Genomic DNA, 18,697 nt, shown 5'->3' on the forward strand with positions numbered 1-18,697 from the left:
GAATTCAGCATGCTTTATCTGATTTATTTGTTAGCTCTAATAGTCATTTATTAATAATCACTCTTAAAAAATGACGCAAAAATAATTTATGGATAGACGGTATTGAACTTAAGTGTGATTATTATATTTTTTAGTAAGTAATTTGTATTGGTGAATATAGCAAAATTTCGTAGTTGTATTTCCATGTTGTAATAAAGTCTATGTTGTTAGTTATTTTGTACTGTTTTTGATATTAAAAAAATTAATCGTTGACAAAATAAATGTGCAAAAATAGATTCATTTAAGCCAAATGTTGATCATTAAATGGTTAATGATTGGCTTTAATTTAACTTTGATAAAACAGAGGAATGCGATACATGAAAATGATTAAAGTTGCACTTGCTGGAGCTCTTGCTGCAGTTATTGCCTTAGGCTCTTTTGCGGCTTATGCCGGAAGCACTTGTCCTGATCCTGATGATCGTTGTCCAATACCTCTGCTCTGCTCATGTAAGGTGTTTTAGTAATTACAACTTTAAAGCTCGGATTCCCAATAAAAGGACCGAGCTTATTTGATATGTGCAAAAGTTCATTTTAGTCATGGTTGTGATTAAAGTTATTTCAGTTTTTGATAATGCATTTTTTAAATTTAATCAATGGATAATATTTTTTGTTAAGTGAATATACTCCTTGTTATAATAAATAATCCGCACTCTAATTATAGTCTGGTTATTAAGTGTTGCATGGTAATTTTAATATTGAAATTGTTATATAATTTTTAGTGGTTAGTCCAGACTATTTATGAACATTACAGTTTGGAATATTAAATATTTAGTGCTTATTGCTCCGTGATATTCCCCCATACTTAGGTTGTTGTCTTTTCTTGTCTATATATTTAATTCTGGCCTCTACTTCATTTTAACTCATGCATCCATGCATCCATTTGGCGTCGGTGAGCCTCTAAGGACGGATTCACGCCGTGTCACTGGGGTGGCAGTGCGAAAGCGCACCGCAGGGGGACAAGCGTGTCGCCAGACAATGCGGTGAATGGTTTCACCGCATTAGCGTTTCCCGAAGGCCTCTGGCCGCCACGCGGAGATTGATAGCATCCAGTGCTGGAAGTTAAGACAAAGCACAAGATAGCCGCTGTGCCAGCGGCAGAAAGTCGTGGGTCTCCAACCCACACCCGGGGAAAGGGGGCAGTGTGGACTTGCCCCCTTATCCAATCCCCCAGCCACCCCCGACGGAGCCGAAAGCTCTTCGGTCTCTTGAGCGTGGTCTTGCTACAGCTTCGGACTCGCGTCCTGCTCGACCGAAGCAGCCTCGGGTTCCCTCCCTCGGCTACGCGCCCAAGCTCATCGACCTCAGCGGCTCCTGATGGGGGCAAGTAGCGGTGCAGCATTTCATCTTGGGCATTCTTCTTCGATAGTTGATGCCAGTTCAACCAATGTCGGAGTGGAACGCCAATGATTAGCACTGCCACACCAGTGACCGTCCGAGCCATGGTCGCTCAAACACATCTGACCTCCATGGACGGAGGAAATGCCTGTTTTGTCGGGAGCAAAACAGGTCCTGCGATCGCGACATTGGTGCATCCATACGCGGCACCCACCGCAGGTGATTGGTAGCATCAAGGCGTTGATGTTTACGCAAGCAGTAAAGAAAGCTGCATCGCTAGCCTCTACGTGTTCGAAACTTGGAGATGAACCCCAAGAAAGCCCGCTTTTCTTTCGGGCATGAAAGAAAAGACCCGATTGGTATCGGGTCTTGGACGGGTTACAGCGGCGTAACCTTCGCCGCCCATCCACCTCCGGGGGCGAGGGTGATGGCGAGCCTGTCGCCGGCGTTAACCTCGCGGGTTTCGATGCGGTAGTCCTCGGCGTTTTCATCGGCGTTGATGCCGTCGCGGCACAGGGTCAGGCGGTAGCGGCCCGGTGCCAGGAAGCCGAGATCCAATTGGAAGTCCCTCGGCTGCTCATTGGTCATGGCGCCGATAAACCAGTCCTTGCCGGCGCGGCGGGCCATCACCAGGTAGTCGCCTATGCTGGCCTCCAGCACCCTGTAGTCATCCCATACTGTGGGGATGGCGGCGATAAAGCGCGGGATCTCGGGTTCGGCCTCGTAGCTGCTGGGGGTGTCCGCCAACATTTGCAGCGGGCTCTCGTACAGCACGTACATGGCCACCTGATGGGCGCGGGTGCCCAGGCTCATGGGGCGGGAGAATATGGCTGCAAAGTTCTTGCGCTGGGCGTTGCGCATGGCGCCGGGGGTGTAGTCCATGGGACCTGTGATCATCCGGATAAAGGGCAGATGCAGGTTGTGGGTTGGGGTGATGCTGTCGGACCACTTATGGTTTTCCAGCCCCTTGACGCCCTCGCGGGTCAGCACGTTGGGGTAGGTGCGGTGGATGCCTGCGGGCTTGTAGGCGCCGTGGAAGTTGACCATCAGCTTGTACTTGGCGGCGGTGGCGGCGGTGCGCCAGTAGAAGTCCACCATGCGCTGGCTGTCGCTGTTCATAAAGTCTATCTTGAGGCCGCTGATCCCCCACTGGGCATAGCGCTTCATGGCCTGCTCCATCTGGGGCTCCAGACCGCTCCAGGGCACCCACAGCTGGACCTTGACCCCTTTCTCTTTGGCGTGGGCGAGAATCGCCTGCATGTCGATGCCGGGCAGCACTGTCAACACGTCCTCGTGGGTGGACCAGCCATCATCCAACAATATGTTTTCTATGCCGAATTTGGCGGCGAAGTCGATAAAGTACTTATAGGTGTCTGTGTTGATGCCGGATTTGAAGTCTACGCCCTTGAGGTGGTTTTCGTTGTACCAGTCCCAGGCGATTTTGCCGGGTTTGATCCAGCTGACATCCTTAATCCTGGAGGGTTCTGAGAGCAGAAAGCTTAACTGGTTGTCCAGCAGGGCGGCATCGCTGCGGGCCACCCCTATGATGCGCCAGGGGAAGCTGCGATTGCCTTCGATGCTGGCGTGGCTGTCAATTTCATTGCCTTCCTTATCCAGCTCCCTGGGGTGGACCCCAAAGACGCCGCCCCGGCCATCACCCCTGAGCCAGAGGCCGGGGTAGTGCTGCAGATCGGTTTCGGTCAGCAGCAGGTTGACGCCCTTGCTGACAAACAACGCCGGCAGGCTGCCGAGCTGATCGCCGCCCAGGCTCTTGGTGGCTGTGGGGGTAAACAGCGGCTGGGTGGCACTGCGGAAATTTTTTTCGAACGGGAAATAACCGAAGCTGCCCTTGGCGAGGTTGAATTCGGCGGTTTCCCCTTTAAGGCCCGTGGCCGGGTGTTTGCCGGCGATAAAGCGATATGCCACCCCTTCATTGAAGGCCCGCAGCTCCAGCTGGAAGCCAGTATCGAAGCTCAAGGTCAGGCCGCGATAGTGATTGCGGATTTTGGCCTGGCGCAGCGGTATTTCGGGGAGCACTTCTTCGTCCACCTCAACCGGAGTCTGGTCCGTGACCCTGGCTCCGGGGCCGAAGGCGCTGCCATCGTCAAAGGCCATGGCGATCCGGGACGGCTGTAGCTGCTGCTGGCCATCGACCCAGAGCTGGTATTCCAGCCCCTGAACTGTGCCTGTTTCTGTATGTGTACCTGTGCTCAGGCGGATTTCCAGGCTGTCATCGGGGGATCGAAGGCTGAATTGCCCGGCCAGCGCCGTGCTTTGCCACAGCATCAGGGCGGCGCCGATCAGGCCGATTTGAAGGCGGGATGCGCGTGATGGGCGCAACAAGGTGGGAAACATAGGCTTCTCCATGAGTGAATGATGTGCCATTGAAGCAGTTTTGCCTGCAACGGCGCTCATGCATTAGCCATCAAAGCTTCCCGGAAACTCAGCTTCCCAAAAACTAAGCTTCCAAAAAACCGCTCCGGGGGATAGATGTTGTTTATGCTGGCCTTATCAACGTGCCAGCAGCCAGGCGGCAAAGCCGAGCCAGCTGACCAGCAGCAGGCTCCAGGGTATATATGCGTTTTTATACCAAGCGCTGTCCGGCCAGTCCTGTTCGAGTTCTTGTTCGAGCTCGGTCTCATCCAGCAGGATTTGGCGGTCTTTAAGCTGGCGCTTGCGCAACTTGTCGCGCTCCCGGGCCTTGGCCTTTTGCTGTTTCTTGAACTCGGCTATGCCCTTTTCTATGCCCTGGGCGATAAGCCGGGTCTGTTCCTTGGTTTGGCCGGGTTTCTGGGTGGCGCTGGCGACCTTCATCGCCTGTTCGCGGGTTTCGGGTGAAGCTGGGGTCATGGGGATGCTCTGTTTTTTCTGATAAAAACCAATGGCGTCCATGATACCCCTTAAGTGCCATGATTTCCCTACTGTTGCGCTGGCTCAATCCGCCGCTGCCATTGCAATTGGCCAAGGCATACCCCATGTTAGAAGTTACCAGCCGCGCCGCCGTCATAGAGAAGGGCGCGGTCTCTTTTCTCAAGCGGAGCCACTATGGACAGCAAGACACCGCGGGCGGATGTGCTCGGTTGGATCCTGGGATTTTTACGCCCCTATAAACTCAAGGTGGTTGCGGCATTGCTGTGCCTGCTGCTGGGCTCAATTGCCTGGCTTGCCCTGGGCCAGGGGGTGCGGCTCTTGGTAGACGAGGGCTTTGTCAGCGGCTCGGTGGAGCGCCTTAATCAAATCATCCTTATGCTGCTTGGGATCACCGCCGTCAGCGCCAGCGCCGTCTATTGCCGTTTTTTCCTGATGACCTGGCTCGGTGAGCGGGTCAGCAATGACATACGGCTGAATTTGTACCGCCAGTTGCTGACCCTGTCGCCAAGCTTTTACGCCAGGCTGCGCACCGGCGAGGTGCTGTCGCGCTTTACCGCCGACACTACCTTGCTGCAGACGGTAGTGGGCTCCAGCCTGTCGATGGCGCTGCGCTCGGCGGTGACAGTTCTGGGGGGCATGCTGATGATGGCGGTGACCAGTCTCAAACTTACCGCTCTGGTGCTGCTGGCGGTGCCCGCGGTATTGGTGCCGGTATTCTTTTTCGGGCGGCGGGTGCGCAGCCTGTCGCGGGAGAGCCAGGACAGGGTGGCAGACCTCGGCGCTTACGTGGATGAGAGCCTGCACGAGATCCACACTGTGCAGTCCTATGGCCATGAAGCTGTGGATCGGGCGCTGTTCGGCAACCATGTGGAGGCCGTGATGGCCTCGGCCAACCGCCGCATCCGGGTGCGGGCGGCGTTGATCGCCCTGGTGATGTTTTTATCCATTGCCGCCATCGCCCTGGTGACCTGGGTTGGCGCCCGGGACGTGATGAGCGGGGTGGTCAGCGCCGGTCAGCTGTCGGCCTTCCTGTTTTATGCCGTGATGGTGGCCGGCGGTACCGCCACCATCAGCGAGGTGGTGGGGGATATCCAGCGCTCCATTGGCGCGGCGGAGCGACTCAAGGAACTGACCGAAGCGCAAAGCGACATTCCTGAGCTGGCCGAGCCCAAACAATTGGCCAAGCCGGTGCGCGGTGAGCTGCAATTGCAGGCGCTGCAATTCAGCTATCCCGGCAGTGGCTCTGGTGGAGAGAACGGCAATGGCGTCACAACCCCGGCACTGGCGGATCTCAATGTCCATATCCGTGCCGGTGAAAAGGTGGCGCTGGTGGGCGAGAGCGGGGCCGGCAAGAGCACCCTGTTCCAGCTGTTGGCGCGCTTTTATCAGCCCACAGGCGGCCGCATCCTGCTCGACAACACAGATATTGCCGAGTTGTCTTTGGATGAGCTGCGGCGCCAGTTTGCCCTGGTGCCGCAGGAGTCGGTGATCTTCGCCACCAGTGTGCTGGAAAACGTGCGCTATGGCGATCCGCAGGCTTCAATCGAGGCGGTGCGCGCTGCCTGTGTCGCCGCCCGCGCCGACGAGTTTATCCGCGAGCTACCGGACGGCTACGACACCTATCTTGGTGAGCGCGGCGTGCGCCTGTCCGGTGGCCAGAAGCAGCGCATCGCCATCGCCCGCGCCATACTGGCCAATCGCCCCGTGCTGCTGCTCGATGAGGCCACGAGTGCTCTGGATGCGGTCAGCGAACTCAAGGTCAAGCAGGCCCTGGATGTGCTGATGCAGGGGCGCACCAGTTTGATCATCGCCCATCGGCTGTCGACCGTTATCAATGCCGATCGCATCCTGGTGCTCGACAAGGGGCGGCTGATAGCCCAAGGCAGCCACAGTGAACTCCTGACAAGCAGCGAACGTTACCGGGAATTTGCCAGCTTGCAATTGCTCAGCGAAGAGGCGCCGCTGTCAGTGCCGGGTTAACCCGGCAAATTCAGGCCGGGTGGGAAATCGTAAAAGCATGATCCGGCTCAGCCCAAGCGCCTGTCTTTACTGCTATAACAGCAAGGTCTTATTCTCACAAAGGAAAGGCCATGGCGCCACGGCACTGCAACACAGCCCTTGAGGCTGTGTCACTGATAGACAACAACGAGTACATCTGGACCCATTCCATGGGGGCGACCCCGAGGATTATGCTGGAAGCGCTGGCGCTGCACGCCCGCAACCGCCGTAATCTGACCCTGCTGCAACTGCATACGGAGCAGGCCGAGTGCCTGAGCAGTCCCGAACTCAAGGGCCATTTGCGCCACCGCTGTTATTTCGGCGGTGTGCCGACCCGCTCCCTGCTGCAACAGGGGGACGCCGATTATGTGCCGATTTTCCTGTCGGAAGTGCCCAAGTTGTTCCGCAGCCGCGAGCAGCGCATCGACACCGCCATAGTTCAGGTGTCACCACCGGACAAGCACGGTCTTTGTTCCCTGGGGATCTCGGTGGAGGCCACCCTGGCCGCCTGTGAGGTGGCCGGCAGGATCATTGCCCATATCAATCCGCAGATGCCCCGCACCCACGGCGACGGCTTTGTCCATATGGACAGGTTTGCCGCCGTGTACGAGGAAAGTGTGGCCCTGCCGGAGCATCCCATGGCCGCCGGTGATAAGGTCACCCGTGCCATAGGTGAGCATGTGGCGACCCTGGTGCGCGACGGCGATTGTTTGCAGATGGGCATAGGCGGCATTCCCGATGCCGTGCTCGGTTGCCTCCATGACAGGCGCGATCTGGGGATCCATACCGAGCTGTTTTCCGACGGCATACTGTCGCTGGTGGAGCGAGGTGTGGTGACCAACAAGTGCAAACGCTTCCGCCCCGGCAAGCTGGTGACAGGTTTTGCCCTCGGCAGCCGCCGCCTGTATGACTTTGTCGACGACAATCCCGAGGTGGTGTTCCTCGATATTGAGCAGGTGAACGACACCGCCATTATCCGCCGCAACCCCAATGTAATGGCCATCAACTCGGCGCTGCAGGTGGACATCTCCGGTCAGGTCTGCGCCGATTCACTTGGCACCCGCATTTACTCGGGTGTCGGGGGCCAGATGGACTTTATCCGCGGCGCCGGTCTGTCCGAGGGCGGCCGCTCGGTAATTGCCATCCCCAGCACGGCGGCCGGTGGCAAGGTGTCGCGCATAGCCCCAGTGTTGGCCCCCGGCGCCGGGGTGGTGACCACCCGCGCCCATGTGCACTACATAGTGACCGAATATGGTGTCGCCAACCTGCGCGGTCGCTCACTGCGGGAGCGGGCCAAGGCTCTGGTGGACATAGCCCATCCGGATTTTCGTGAGCAGTTGTGCCGGGAAACCTTTGAGCTGTGGGGCTTAACCATTTAAGGCTCAGGGTTTAATGGCAATAAAAAAGCCCCGGCATTGCCGGGGCTTGTTGTTATGGGCTGGCTGTTGTGATGGCTTAGCTGCTAATGGTCTCGCTATTAATTGCTTAGTCTTAGCTGCGCAGCGCCCGGCGCAGCACCTTGCCGACCGTACTCTTGGGCAGTTGGGGGACAAACTCTATCTGCCGCGGCAATTTATAGCCGGTGAGATTGGCCTCGCAGTGCTGCATTATTGCATCCCTGGCCTGCTGCTGATTTTCCACCTCTGGGGTCAGCACGATAAAGGCCTTGACCGCCTCGCCACTTTTCTCGTCGGCCACACCTATGACGGCGCACTCCAGTACCGCCGGGTGACCGGCGAGTACGTTCTCCACCTCGTTGGGATAGACGTTAAAGCCCGAGACAATAATCATGTCTTTTTTGCGATCCACTATCCGCAAAAAGCCCTCGGCATCGGCCACGGCCACATCGCCGGTGCGAAAGAAACCATCGGCGGTAAACACCCGGGCATTTTCTTCTGCCTGCTGCCAGTAGCCACTCATTACCTGGGGGCCGGCCACCGCCAGTTCCCCGGCTTCGCCAAGTGTCACTTCGACATCGTTGCCATCGAGGATTTTCACTCTGGTATTGAGCACGGGTTTGCCTATGGTGCCAAGGCGTTCCAACCCCGGGGCATTGAGGCTGACCACGGGGGAGGTTTCCGACAGCCCATAGCCCTCGCTGATGGTGCAGCCGGTGGTCTGTTGCCAGAGCTTGGCGGCCGCCTCGGTCAGGGCTGTGCCACCTGAGATGGTGACCTTGAGGTGACTGAAATCCAGGGCCTTGAATTCGGCCTGATGGCACAGGCCCACAAACAGGGTATTGAGGCCGGCAAAACCGGTAAAGGGATACTTGGCCAGGGTCTTTATCAGGCCGGCGATATCCCGCGGATTGGGGATCAGCACTGAGCAGGCGCCGCGCTCGAAATAGAGCACCAGGTTCACCAGAAAGGCATAGATGTGATAGATGGGCAGGGGGGCGACAAAGATGTCCTGTCCCTCGGTTATCACAGTCCCCAGCCGGGATTGGCACTGGGCCGCGTTGGCCAGCAGGTTGCCATGGCTGAGCATGGCTCCCTTCGACACACCCGTGGTACCACCCGTGTACTGCAAAGCCGCCAGACTGTTGTGGTTGGCAGCGACGGGTTTAAGTTCCAGGCCCATGCCCTGTTGCAGCACCTGCATGAATTCCACATTTTTCAGCCCTGTCTTGGGTTGCACCTGGGGTGCCAGCAGATCCAGCGGATGGGTGGATATCACCAGTTCCACCGGCGTGTTGGCCACCACCTTGGCTAATATGGGTAACAGATCCGACAGTACCACCAAGGCCTTGGCCCCTGAGTCTTTGAACTGATGGATCAGCTCGCGCTCGGTATAGAGGGGATTGGTGTTGACCAATACCAGCCCGGCCTTGAGGGCACCGTAGGCGGCGATAACAAACTGGGTCAAATTGGGCAGCTGAATGGCAATTCTGTCGCCCGGTTGCAACAGAGGTTGCTGTTGTAACCAGGCACCGAAGGCGTTGGCCAGGGTATGGATTTCGCGAAAACTGTGCTCTTTGCCCTGACAGGCAAAGGCGGGCTTGTCGCCATAGCGCTTGCAGCTGGCATCTATGAGATCCACCAGGGATGAGTATTCAATTTTTAATTCTGATTCAGTGTCATACAGCATTGGAATTGTCTCTTGCCCCACGAGCGGAAATGCATGGTGAACCTGGGCTGCAAACTGAATGCTAGCCTAGAGCCGGGTTTGTGTCAGGGTCAATGACCTGCGATAAATTTTGTCCATTCTTCCATCACTATTCCCCCCTCCATCACATGTTCGGACGTCAGGCAAGCCCTTCGGCCATGAAATGATTCGTAAATTTATTATGTGATCCGTGTAATAAAGTGTTGGTTTTTGTGAGTGACTTGTTATAAAAAAGGAGCGTGAGTGTAAATCTAGATTTCACTTCCCAGGGAGTGGCTGACGGGAAAACTCCGGAAACACGGAGTAAGTCGGCATACAGAACAATAAATAAGCAGTTGAGAGCACAAATGATGACTTTACAAAACAAAAGAAAGTTCGGGTTCAGCTCACTGAGTTTAGCTGTTTCGCTTGCCCTGACAGGCACTCTGGCCAGCCAGGTCGCATTCGCCGAAGAAGAAGCTCAGGCCGAGGCACAAAATATTGAAAAAATTGCCGTAGTAGGTTCCCGTGCCGCTCCCCGCTCAGTAGGTGAGTCGCCTGTACCCGTTGACATCATTGGCAATGAAGAATTCACCAAGAACGGTGCCACCGACATGAACGATCTGTTCAGCAAGGTGGTGCCTTCCTATAACGTAAACGCCCAACCCATCAGTGATGCCTCGACTCTGGTGCGCCCCGCCAACATGCGCGGTCTGGCGCCGGACCACACCCTGGTATTGCTGAACGGCAAACGCCGCCACCGCTCTTCAGTGATCGCTTTCCAGGGCGCCGGTATCTCCGATGGTGCCCAGGGGCCTGATATTTCCGTTATTCCCGCCATCGCGCTGAAGCAGGTGGAAGTGCTGCGTGACGGCGCCGCCGCTCAATACGGTTCCGACGCCATTGCCGGCGTGATCAACTTTCAGCTCAAGGACAACTCTGACGGCGGCACCATAGAAGCCCGCTACGGTGAGTTTTATGAAGGTGATGGCTCCAGCCCCATGATTGCCGCCAACGTGGGTATGCCACTGACAGACAACGGTTTCTTTAACGTCAGCGGTGAATACAAGACCCAGGACCCCACCAGCCGCAGCGTGCAGCGCGATGATGCCCAAGGCCTGATCGATGCCGGCAACACTGCCGTGCCTGTACCAGCCCAGGTGTGGGGTACTCCGGAAACCAAGGAAGACTTCAAACTTTTCTTCAACGCCGGTCTGGATCTGAATGCCGATCAAACTGCTTATATGTTCGGTAACTGGGCCCGCCGCGATGTCGAAGGTGGCTTCTATTACCGTAACCCAACCAACCGTGATGGTATCTACAGCGCCGATGGCGGTAAGACCCTGCTGGTAGGGGATTTGACCGGCGACATGTCGGGTAATTGCCCCACCATTAATGTAGTGGGCGGAGTACCTGATCCAGATGCACTGGCCCAGGTTAAGGCTGATCCCGATTGCTTCGTGTTCAATGAAATGTTCCCCGGTGGCTTTACCCCACACTTTGGCGGTGTGGTGGAAGACAGCTCGCTGGTGGCCGGCCTGAAGGGTACCACCAAGAACAGCATTAACTACGACTTCAGCCTGTCCTATGGCAAGAACACCTCTGACTACTACATCAAGAACACGGTTAACGGTTCCTTGGGACCTATGTCGCCAAACACCTTTAACCCAGGCAAGTATGTGCAGTTGGAGCGCGGTGCCAGCTTGGATCTGAGCTACTTCGAAATCGACACCTGGAGCTTCGCGGCCGGTTTGGAATACCGTCGTGAAACTTTCGAAATCTACAACGGCGACCCGGCTTCGTTCGAAGTGGGCCCGCTGGCGTCCCAGGGCTTCGGTATAGGATCCAACGGCTTCCCCGGCTTCAAGCCCGAGGATTCAGGTTCCTGGAGCCGTGGCAACGTGGCCGCCTATATAGATGTTGAGAAAGAAATCACCCTCGACTGGCTGGTAACCGGCGCCGTGCGTTACGAGCACTACGACGATTTCGGCTCAACCACCAACTGGAAGCTGGGCTCAATCTACAACGTGGCCGAGTCCTTCTCACTGCGTGGTGCGGTCAGCACAGGTTTCCGTGCCCCAACCGTGGGTCAGAACAATGTGCGTAACGTGACCACGGCCTTCAGCCCGAATGGTCTGCAGGATCAGGCCACTCTGCCACCCACCAACCCAATTTCGGTTCAGAAGGGTGGTAAACCACTGGATCCGGAAACCTCCTTCAACTACTCCCTGGGTGGCGTTTTGACCCTGGGTGAGTTCTTCCTGACCCTGGATTACTTCCATATCGAACTGGAAGACCGCATCACCCAGACATCACCTCTGGATCTGACTCAGGCCGATAAGGATGCTCTGTTGGCCCAAGGTATTCTGGATGCCAGCAGCTTCTCAGCTGTGCGTTACTTCACCAACGACTTCGATACCACCACCCAGGGTATCGATCTGGTGGTCAGCTATGCACCCGATTGGCTCGACGGTGCCAACTTCGCCCTGGCTTACAACTGGACCCAGACCGAAGTAGATGATTGGAACCCTGAGAACATCAGTGATGCCAAGGTGAAGGCACTGGAAGAAGCCCTGCCGCACCACAAAGGTACCCTGACCTGGACCCAGGAACTCAGTGCTGACTGGCGCTCCATGCTGCGTATGAACTACTACGGTTCTTACTGGGAAAACCACCTGGATTCAGACGGCGAACTGCCAATTGATGTCAGCTCTGCTGTGACCTTTGATGCCGAGCTGAGCTATGACGTCAATGACAACTGGAGCCTGTCCGTGGGTGCCCAGAACCTGTTCGACAAGTATCCCGATGACAACCCATGGGCTGGCATCGCCGGTGCCCAGTACCCAGTCACCTCGCCCTATGGCTTTAACGGTGGCTACTACTATGGCCGTGTCAGCTACAGCTTCTGATAGCTGCTGCTGAAATGAAAAGGCTGCCTCAGGGCAGCCTTTTGCTTTTGTGGATAAAATTTGATGTGCTTCTGCTTTAAGATTATGAAATTAAATTGCTTTTAGTCACGTTGTGAGCTGGTTCAAAAAATTTGTACAATTTCACCCACAGACTTGTTCACAATTTCAACAGATAGTCTATAGTTGGAAGTTCCCGTAGGTGGTTTTGCCATTCTCAGGCTGTGGCGGGCTTGGTCACTGAGGCTCTGGTCTCGCTGCATCATGCTCCCCCGGTAGTTGGTAACCGACTTGGTTGCCGCCGGAAAACAGTCTTCCCCTGAATGGCGCTGGGCTCGTGAGAGCCTTGATTGACTTGCTGGCGCAAGTGCAGTCTTCTCCCGGCGTTTTCCCCCGGATAGTCCCATTGATCTTCCTGGACTATTCGGGGTTTCTCCCTTTTATACCCTATTCAACGCGCGCCTGTGCCATGGCTGCTACTGGTCTGCGCCAGTTGCTCGCTGTCGATTAATTGCAACAAGCCCTGCCAATCGGGTTCATCGACGCTGGAGATGATGATGTCGGGTTGGGTTCCCACCGCTGACAGCAATTGGCCGTCGGCAGCAAATGCCAGCGACTGGCTGAAGGAAACCCGGATGCGGGAATTGGGCAAAGTCAGGCTGTAAAGCTTGCCAAGATCGCCGCTGGTGGCCTCACCGAGGATCACGGCCCTGGCCCAATGCTTGGCGCTGTGCACTATCCATTCACATTCCTGGCGGCAATTGGGGCCGGCAATAATGGCCAGCCTGGTATCGGGTGCGGAAGCGAAATCGGGCCGGCTTCGGGAGGATTGGCCCTCAAGGCTGCGACTGTACCAGGGACCGAAAGCTTCACCACTCTCCGGCAAACCTGGCTCCACTGCGCCAGGCAGAATTCGAAAGGCGCCACTGCCAAAGAAGTCGCTGCGGGTATCACCGCGGCGGTAGTGGGCAAACCCCAACAGTGAGCCTGACTCACCGGCATAGCCGGCCAGCATACTGAGCAGCTGGGGGCTGTGGCCGTGGGCGTGACGCAAATCCACAATCAGCCTTGGCGATGCCAAGGCCTGACTCAACAGCGCTTTGCTTGCCTGGGTATCCAGGGCATCGAGATTGTCCACTGTCAGCGACATACTGCCGGGATCCAGCCGCTGTAAACTCGGCATTGGCCTTGGCTCGGGTGCCGGCTCTTGATTGCCGCCCCGCAACATCAGTGAGCCTAACAGGGGCTGCAGCAGGGGCTTAAACGCCGGATAAGTTGCCAACCATGCCGTGGCCTGGGGGAACTCATCCTTGTTTTGGATTGAGGATTCTGCTGCCAGCGCCAGGGAGTGGAAGCGGGAGGCAAATTCACCATCGCTGAGCCCAAGCAACACAGAGTCCGTGTCCGGCAGGCCGAGATCCCTGCGCAAAATGCCCAGGCGTCCAAGCCAGGGCTGCAACAGACCGGGACTGTTTTTGGAGCCCGATGGCAGGTAACGCTGAGCCGCTCCTATCCAGCGTTCCAGGGGCAGGCCATCTATGTGGGTGATAAAGGGAAAATCAGCGTCCAGCGGCGCGCCGGTTTCATTCAGTGCCAACCACTGGTGTTCCATGGGCCGCAGTTGCAGCGGTAATTGACGACAATCGAGCGACTCTGCGGCCAGGTGCAGACCGGGATCCTCCAATGGCGCCAATAGCCGCAGCAGTTCGGCAGCAAAACGCCTGTTGCTTAATTGGCCATCCACTTTTTTAAGCAGTGCCTGACTGGCCCGGCCCAACTTGTCTTCGGCACTCTTTCCATGGAGTGCCAGAAAGGCCGAGTGTCTGGTCAATTTTTGCTGCAGCAGATAGAGATCTTCGGCTATGTCGGCGCTTGTCAGTTGCTGCGGTTTGGCCGGCTCAGGCCAGCTGAGCTGCAGCAGGGCAAGGGTGCTCAGGGTGATCAGCAGGCACAGGCAAGCGGTAACGCCCCGAAAACTCAGGGGGCGTGGGTCTTGCACCGGTTCACTGCTTCCCGCCATCACGACTCCGGTCTGCCTAGAGAATATCGTTGAGGGACACGCCCAGGCCGATGCGCTGGGTGTGGGCGTTGTAATCTATCAAACTTTCGCCGTAGCCATTGAAGTATTGCGCATAGAACCTCAGATTGCCCACCAGGGGATAACTCCAGGTCAGCTCCACTGCGCCGCGGTTGGGGTTGTCGAGATTGTTGCGCAGCAACAGGGTGTAGCGCTGTTCATTGAGGCCATAGACGGCATGGAGCTCAAAATTGCCCAGATAATCTTCGATATCCGGATTGTCGTCACCGCGGGGATCGCCCTCATATTCCTTTTCGCTTTCGGGTATGCGCCACCACACCCTGGCCGCCAGTGCCAGTGGGCCAGAATCAAACACCATGGTGCCATAAACCCTGTTCCAGCTGCGGGACATGTCTCCGGCCTTGCCGTTGGACTGGTGGACAGCACCAAAGCCCCAGAGCGAATTGGTCATGCCAAACAGCTTCCAGTCGTTGTTGAACAGCATAAACAGCTCGGGCTCATGGTTGGTCTCGCGGAACGGAGACGATATGTCCTGGTTGTACACCTGCCAGTAGGACTGATTGGTATAGGCGAAAAACAGATGACCATTGTCACCAAAGACATTGTACCAAAGCGGAAACTTGAAGCTTATCTGAAACTTGGCTTCGGCATTATCCAGTGTGGCCCCATGTTCGCGGGCCTCGTCCTCGAAGGGGGCCATATTGGGGGAACTGTTGTAGGTAAAGGGCAACAGGTAGTTGACCTTGTGCGGGGTGATCACAAAGGGTTTGTCCGAAGTGGCCAGTTCTTCCTTGACCCTGTCTTTTACCAGCGAGTCTTCGGCCTGGGCATGGATGGCCATGAGGCTACACAGGCAAGTCAAAAGTGTTCGGATCCGCATCTTGCTGTCCCTGTAGTAATGATTGCGGCCCCAAGCTTACCCCAGTGGCCACCTGCTTGACCAGTTAAGGAGCGAGAGCAACGCGCGCGCGCCACCATGGCTAGATTTTTTTGCCATATCTTATAGTAGTGACAGTGCCGAAATCTGCTCCAAGTGCTTGAATGAAAGCAGCCTTGACAAGTTTGAGTGCTTAAGAGTCAATGGATTAAGCACTTTTCCCCCAAGTTTGTTATGCCGTTGCGGGGATAAGTCCTGGTGTCCTGCCGGTAAATAACTATTGGTTATAAAAACTAACTATTTACTATTTATTATGGAATATGAGTGCCGCTATATTGCCAACATAGCAGATAGAGGGGAACGGGTATGGACATAGTGACACTGCCGGGGCAACAAACGGCGGGCAAGGTATGGTTGGTGGGCGCAGGACCCGGCGACGTGGACCTGCTCACTCTCAAGGCCGCCCGGGTGCTGGCCGCTGCCGATGTCGTATTGTACGACGCCCTGGTCAGCGATGACATACTGGCGCTGATCCCGGCCTCGGCGGAAAAGATCGCCGTAGGCAAAAGGGCCGGTGCCCACAGCGCCCGCCAGGAAGAAATCAATCAATTGTTGGTGACCAAGGCCTTTACCCGCCGCAATGTGGTGCGCCTCAAGGGCGGCGACCCCTTTATCTTCGGCCGCGGTGGTGAAGAGCTGCAGACCCTGGCGGAAGCCGGGGTGCAATTTGAAGTGATCCCCGGGATCACCGCCGCCAGCGGCACCTCGGCCTATGCCGGCATTCCTTTGACCCACAGGGATCATGCCCAGGGCGTGACCTTTATTACCGGCCATTGCCAACTGGACAGCCGCCCCATGGATTGGCAGGGCTATGCCAACCCGGCCAACACCCTGGTGGTGTACATGGGCATACTCAACGCTGGCCTTATCCAGCGTGAACTGATTAATCATGGCCGCAGTGCCGACACCCCGGTGGCAATAGTATCCAGAGCCACCACGGCCCAGCAGCAGAAGGTTATTGGTACCCTGGGTGCCCTCGAAGCCCTGGCCAAAGATCCCAGGGTGGTGATGCCGGCGCTGATGATAGTGGGCGAGGTGGTCAGCCTGGCCGACAGCCTGAACTGGTTTGAACCCGCCGCCGTCAGCGAGACGCCGGCCAAACAGCTTGTGAAATAAGCCGGCCCTTGGCCGTAAACAGAAAGAATCGGAGAAATATGATGTCAGGGCCCGTCCTCAGTCATTTGCAACAGTTGGAAGCGGAGAGCATTCAAATCTTCCGTGAAGTTGCCGCGGAGTTTGATAACCCTGTGATGCTGTATTCCATCGGCAAGGATTCATCCGTGCTGCTGCACCTTGCGCGCAAGGCCTTTTATCCGGGCAAGATCCCTTTCCCGCTGCTGCACGTGGATACCGACTGGAAATTCCGCGACATGATCACGTTCCGGGATGAGGTGGCCAGGAAATACGGTTTTGACCTGCTGGTGCACAAGAATCCCGAAGGTATTGCCATGGGTATGAATCCCTTCACCTTTGGCTCTTCCAAGCACACAGACGTGATGAAGACCGAGGGCCTGAAGCAGGCGCTCAACAAGTATGGCTTTGATGCCGCTTTCGGTGGTGCCCGCCGCGACGAGGAAAAATCCCGCGCCAAGGAGCGGGTCTATTCCTTCCGCGATCAGCATCATCGCTGGGATCCCAAGAACCAGCGCCCGGAGCTGTGGCACACCTATAACGGCCAGGTGAACAAGGGCGAGAGCATCCGGGTCTTCCCGCTGTCGAACTGGACCGAGCTGGATATCTGGCAATACATCTATCAGGAAAACATCGACATAGTACCCCTGTACTTTGCCGATTACCGCCCCGTGGTGGAGCGCAACGGCACCCTGATCATGGTGGATGACGAGCGTATGCCACTCAATGAGGGCGAAGTGCCTGAGCTGAAGCGGGTGCGCTTCCGCACTTTGGGCTGCTATCCGCTGACCGGCGCCATAGAGTCCAGCGCCTCCTCCCTGACCGAGATCATTGAGGAAATGCTGCTGTCCCGCTCCAGCGAACGTCAGGGGCGGGTGATAGATCATGACTCATCCGGGTCAATGGAAAAGAAAAAACGTGAGGGCTATTTCTGATGTCAGTCGCACTGCAAGTCAAAGATCTGGGTATTGAACAGTACCTGGAAAAGCAACAGCACAAGTCTTTGCTGAAGTTCCTGACCTGTGGCTCGGTGGACGACGGTAAATCCACCCTCATAGGCCGTTTGCTGCACGACAGCGCCCAGATCTATGAAGATCAGCTGGCGGCGCTGCACAAGGACTCCAAGTCCCACGGCACCACAGGCGAAGCCATCGACCTGGCGCTGCTGGTGGACGGTCTGCAGGCGGAGCGCGAGCAGGGTATCACCATAGATGTGGCCTACCGCTATTTCTCCACCGAGAAGCGCAAGTTCATCATTGCCGATACCCCGGGTCACGAGCAGTACACCCGCAACATGGCCACAGGCGCTTCCAACTGCGATCTGGCCATTATCCTGATTGATGCCCGCCACGGGGTGCAGGTGCAAACCCGTCGTCACAGCTTTATCTGTGCCTTGCTGGGTATCAAGCAGTTCGTGGTGGCGGTCAACAAGATGGATCTGCTGGGCTTCGACGAGGCCCGCTTTGAAGAGATCAAGCGCGACTACCTGGCCTTTGCGGCCCAGCTGCAGGTGCCGGACATTCGCTTTGTGCCCCTGTCGGCACTGGAAGGTGACAACCTGGTGAACCGCTCCGAGCGCAGCCCCTGGTATCAGGGCCCAACCCTGCTGGAGCTGCTGGAGCAGGCGCCCGTAACCGGCTTCAATCACGGCTTTGAGGCCCGTTTGCCGGTGCAGTACGTCAATCGCCCCAACCTGGATTTCCGTGGCTTTGCCGGCACCATAGCGTCCGGCAGTTTCAGGGCCGGGGATGAGGTCAAGGTGCTGCCCTCCGGCAAAAGCTCGCGCATCAAGAGCATAGTGACCTTTGATGGCGAGTTGCCCGAGGCCTTTGCCGGCCAGGCGGTGACCCTGACCCTCAATGATGAAATCGATATCAGCCGTGGCGACGTGATAGTGCCTGCCGACAGCCGGGCGACTGTGTCGAACCGCCTGCTGGCCAAGGTGGTGTGGATGCACGAGCAGCCTTTGGTTGTCGGTCGTCAGTACAACATTAAGCTCGGCACCAAAAAGGTGCCCGGTACGGTCAAGCACCTGGTGCACGGCATAGATGTGAACAGCCTGGCGGAAACCAGCCTGAGTGAATTGCCGCTCAATGGCATAGCCCTGGTGGAGCTGGAACTGAACGAGTCGGTGGTGTTTGACGCCTACCGCGACAACCGCGACACGGGTGGTTTCATCTTTATCGACCGTCTGAGCAATATCACTGTCGGTGCCGGTATGGTGGAAAGCGCCCTGGAAGCCAAGGCGCAGAAGACGGATTTCAGCGAGTTTGAACTTGAACTCAATGCGCTGATCCGCAAGCACTTCCCGCACTGGCAAGCGCTGGATATCAGCAAGTGACCCCGGCCGGTCCAGGC

11 protein-coding genes are annotated in these 18,697 nt (G+C 56.5%); 6 read left to right on the forward strand and 5 right to left on the reverse strand.

Annotation, left to right across the window (positions count from 1 at the left end; genetic code table 11):
- Positions 1-1,752: 1,752 nt before the first annotated feature.
- Both JYB84_RS02955 and JYB84_RS02960 read right to left on the reverse strand, forming a co-directional pair.
- Entirely contained in the window at positions 1,753-3,729 is a 1,977-nt protein-coding gene (locus JYB84_RS02955) for a glycoside hydrolase family 97 protein (RefSeq protein ID WP_207321970.1), read from the reverse strand.
- Between the two features lie 156 nt (positions 3,730-3,885).
- Complete coding sequence (locus tag JYB84_RS02960) at positions 3,886-4,266, reverse strand: DUF2956 domain-containing protein (RefSeq protein ID WP_228290862.1); 381 nt, start codon at positions 4,264-4,266, stop codon at positions 3,886-3,888.
- Between the two features lie 153 nt (positions 4,267-4,419).
- On the opposite strand from JYB84_RS02960, the gene JYB84_RS02965 reads away from it, so the two are divergent.
- Complete coding sequence (locus JYB84_RS02965; protein WP_207321971.1) at positions 4,420-6,225, forward strand: ABC transporter transmembrane domain-containing protein; 1,806 nt, start codon at positions 4,420-4,422, stop codon at positions 6,223-6,225.
- 110 nt (positions 6,226-6,335) lie between these two features.
- Positions 6,336-7,622, forward strand: coding sequence for an acetyl-CoA hydrolase/transferase family protein (locus JYB84_RS02970; protein WP_207321972.1), 1,287 nt, complete (start codon positions 6,336-6,338; stop codon positions 7,620-7,622).
- A 112-nt stretch (positions 7,623-7,734) separates the two neighbouring features.
- Here the strand turns inward: JYB84_RS02970 and JYB84_RS02975 are convergent, their stop codons facing one another.
- A complete protein-coding gene (locus JYB84_RS02975; RefSeq protein WP_207321973.1) occupies positions 7,735-9,330 on the reverse strand; it encodes an AMP-binding protein in 1,596 nt (531 codons plus the stop codon).
- 368 nt (positions 9,331-9,698) lie between these two features.
- Here JYB84_RS02975 and JYB84_RS02980 point away from each other — a divergent pair, with 368 nt between their 5' ends.
- Positions 9,699-12,236, forward strand: a complete 2,538-nt coding sequence (locus tag JYB84_RS02980) for a TonB-dependent receptor plug domain-containing protein (RefSeq protein ID WP_407696023.1) — start codon at positions 9,699-9,701, stop codon at positions 12,234-12,236.
- 448 nt (positions 12,237-12,684) lie between these two features.
- Here JYB84_RS02980 and JYB84_RS02985 read toward each other — a convergent pair whose 3' ends face one another.
- Together JYB84_RS02985 and JYB84_RS02990 are read right to left on the reverse strand one after the other, a co-directional pair.
- A complete protein-coding gene (locus JYB84_RS02985; protein ID WP_207321975.1) occupies positions 12,685-14,253 on the reverse strand; it encodes a S41 family peptidase in 1,569 nt (522 codons plus the stop codon).
- Positions 14,254-14,269: 16 nt separating this feature from the next.
- Complete coding sequence (locus JYB84_RS02990; RefSeq protein WP_407696024.1) at positions 14,270-15,112, reverse strand: phospholipase A; 843 nt, start codon at positions 15,110-15,112, stop codon at positions 14,270-14,272.
- 402 nt (positions 15,113-15,514) lie between these two features.
- On the opposite strand from JYB84_RS02990, the gene cobA reads away from it, so the two are divergent.
- Genes cobA through cysN form a run of 3 tightly spaced genes read left to right on the forward strand, consistent with a single transcriptional unit; the run spans position 15,515 to position 18,680 of the window.
- Complete coding sequence (gene cobA / locus JYB84_RS02995) at positions 15,515-16,324, forward strand: uroporphyrinogen-III C-methyltransferase (RefSeq protein ID WP_207321977.1); 810 nt, start codon at positions 15,515-15,517, stop codon at positions 16,322-16,324.
- 41 nt (positions 16,325-16,365) lie between these two features.
- Entirely contained in the window at positions 16,366-17,274 is a 909-nt protein-coding gene (gene cysD, locus JYB84_RS03000) for a sulfate adenylyltransferase subunit CysD (protein WP_207321978.1), read from the forward strand.
- A complete protein-coding gene (gene cysN, locus JYB84_RS03005) occupies positions 17,274-18,680 on the forward strand; it encodes a sulfate adenylyltransferase subunit CysN (RefSeq protein ID WP_207321979.1) in 1,407 nt (468 codons plus the stop codon). The genes cysD and cysN overlap by 1 nt, the downstream gene beginning before the upstream one ends.
- Positions 18,681-18,697: the final 17 nt, after the last annotated feature.

The sequence above is a fragment of the Shewanella cyperi genome (assembly GCF_017354985.1).
Taxonomy (GTDB): Bacteria; Pseudomonadota; Gammaproteobacteria; order Enterobacterales; family Shewanellaceae; genus Shewanella; species Shewanella cyperi.

Coding starts and splice junctions, on each gene's coding strand:
- JYB84_RS02990 (WP_407696024.1), bottom strand. CDS start 15,112: ATGGCCATCCATGCCCAGGCCGAAGACTCGCTGGTAAAAGACAGGGTC.
- JYB84_RS02980 (WP_407696023.1), top strand. CDS start 9,699: ATGACTTTACAAAACAAAAGAAAGTTCGGGTTCAGCTCACTGAGTTTA.
- cysD (WP_207321978.1), top strand. CDS start 16,366: ATGTCAGGGCCCGTCCTCAGTCATTTGCAACAGTTGGAAGCGGAGAGC.
- cobA (WP_207321977.1), top strand. CDS start 15,515: ATGGACATAGTGACACTGCCGGGGCAACAAACGGCGGGCAAGGTATGG.
- JYB84_RS02965 (WP_207321971.1), top strand. CDS start 4,420: ATGGACAGCAAGACACCGCGGGCGGATGTGCTCGGTTGGATCCTGGGA.
- cysN (WP_207321979.1), top strand. CDS start 17,274: ATGTCAGTCGCACTGCAAGTCAAAGATCTGGGTATTGAACAGTACCTG.
- JYB84_RS02970 (WP_207321972.1), top strand. CDS start 6,336: ATGGCGCCACGGCACTGCAACACAGCCCTTGAGGCTGTGTCACTGATA.
- JYB84_RS02975 (WP_207321973.1), bottom strand. CDS start 9,330: ATGCTGTATGACACTGAATCAGAATTAAAAATTGAATACTCATCCCTG.
- JYB84_RS02985 (WP_207321975.1), bottom strand. CDS start 14,253: ATGGCGGGAAGCAGTGAACCGGTGCAAGACCCACGCCCCCTGAGTTTT.
- JYB84_RS02955 (WP_207321970.1), bottom strand. CDS start 3,729: ATGTTTCCCACCTTGTTGCGCCCATCACGCGCATCCCGCCTTCAAATC.
- JYB84_RS02960 (WP_228290862.1), bottom strand. CDS start 4,266: ATGGACGCCATTGGTTTTTATCAGAAAAAACAGAGCATCCCCATGACC.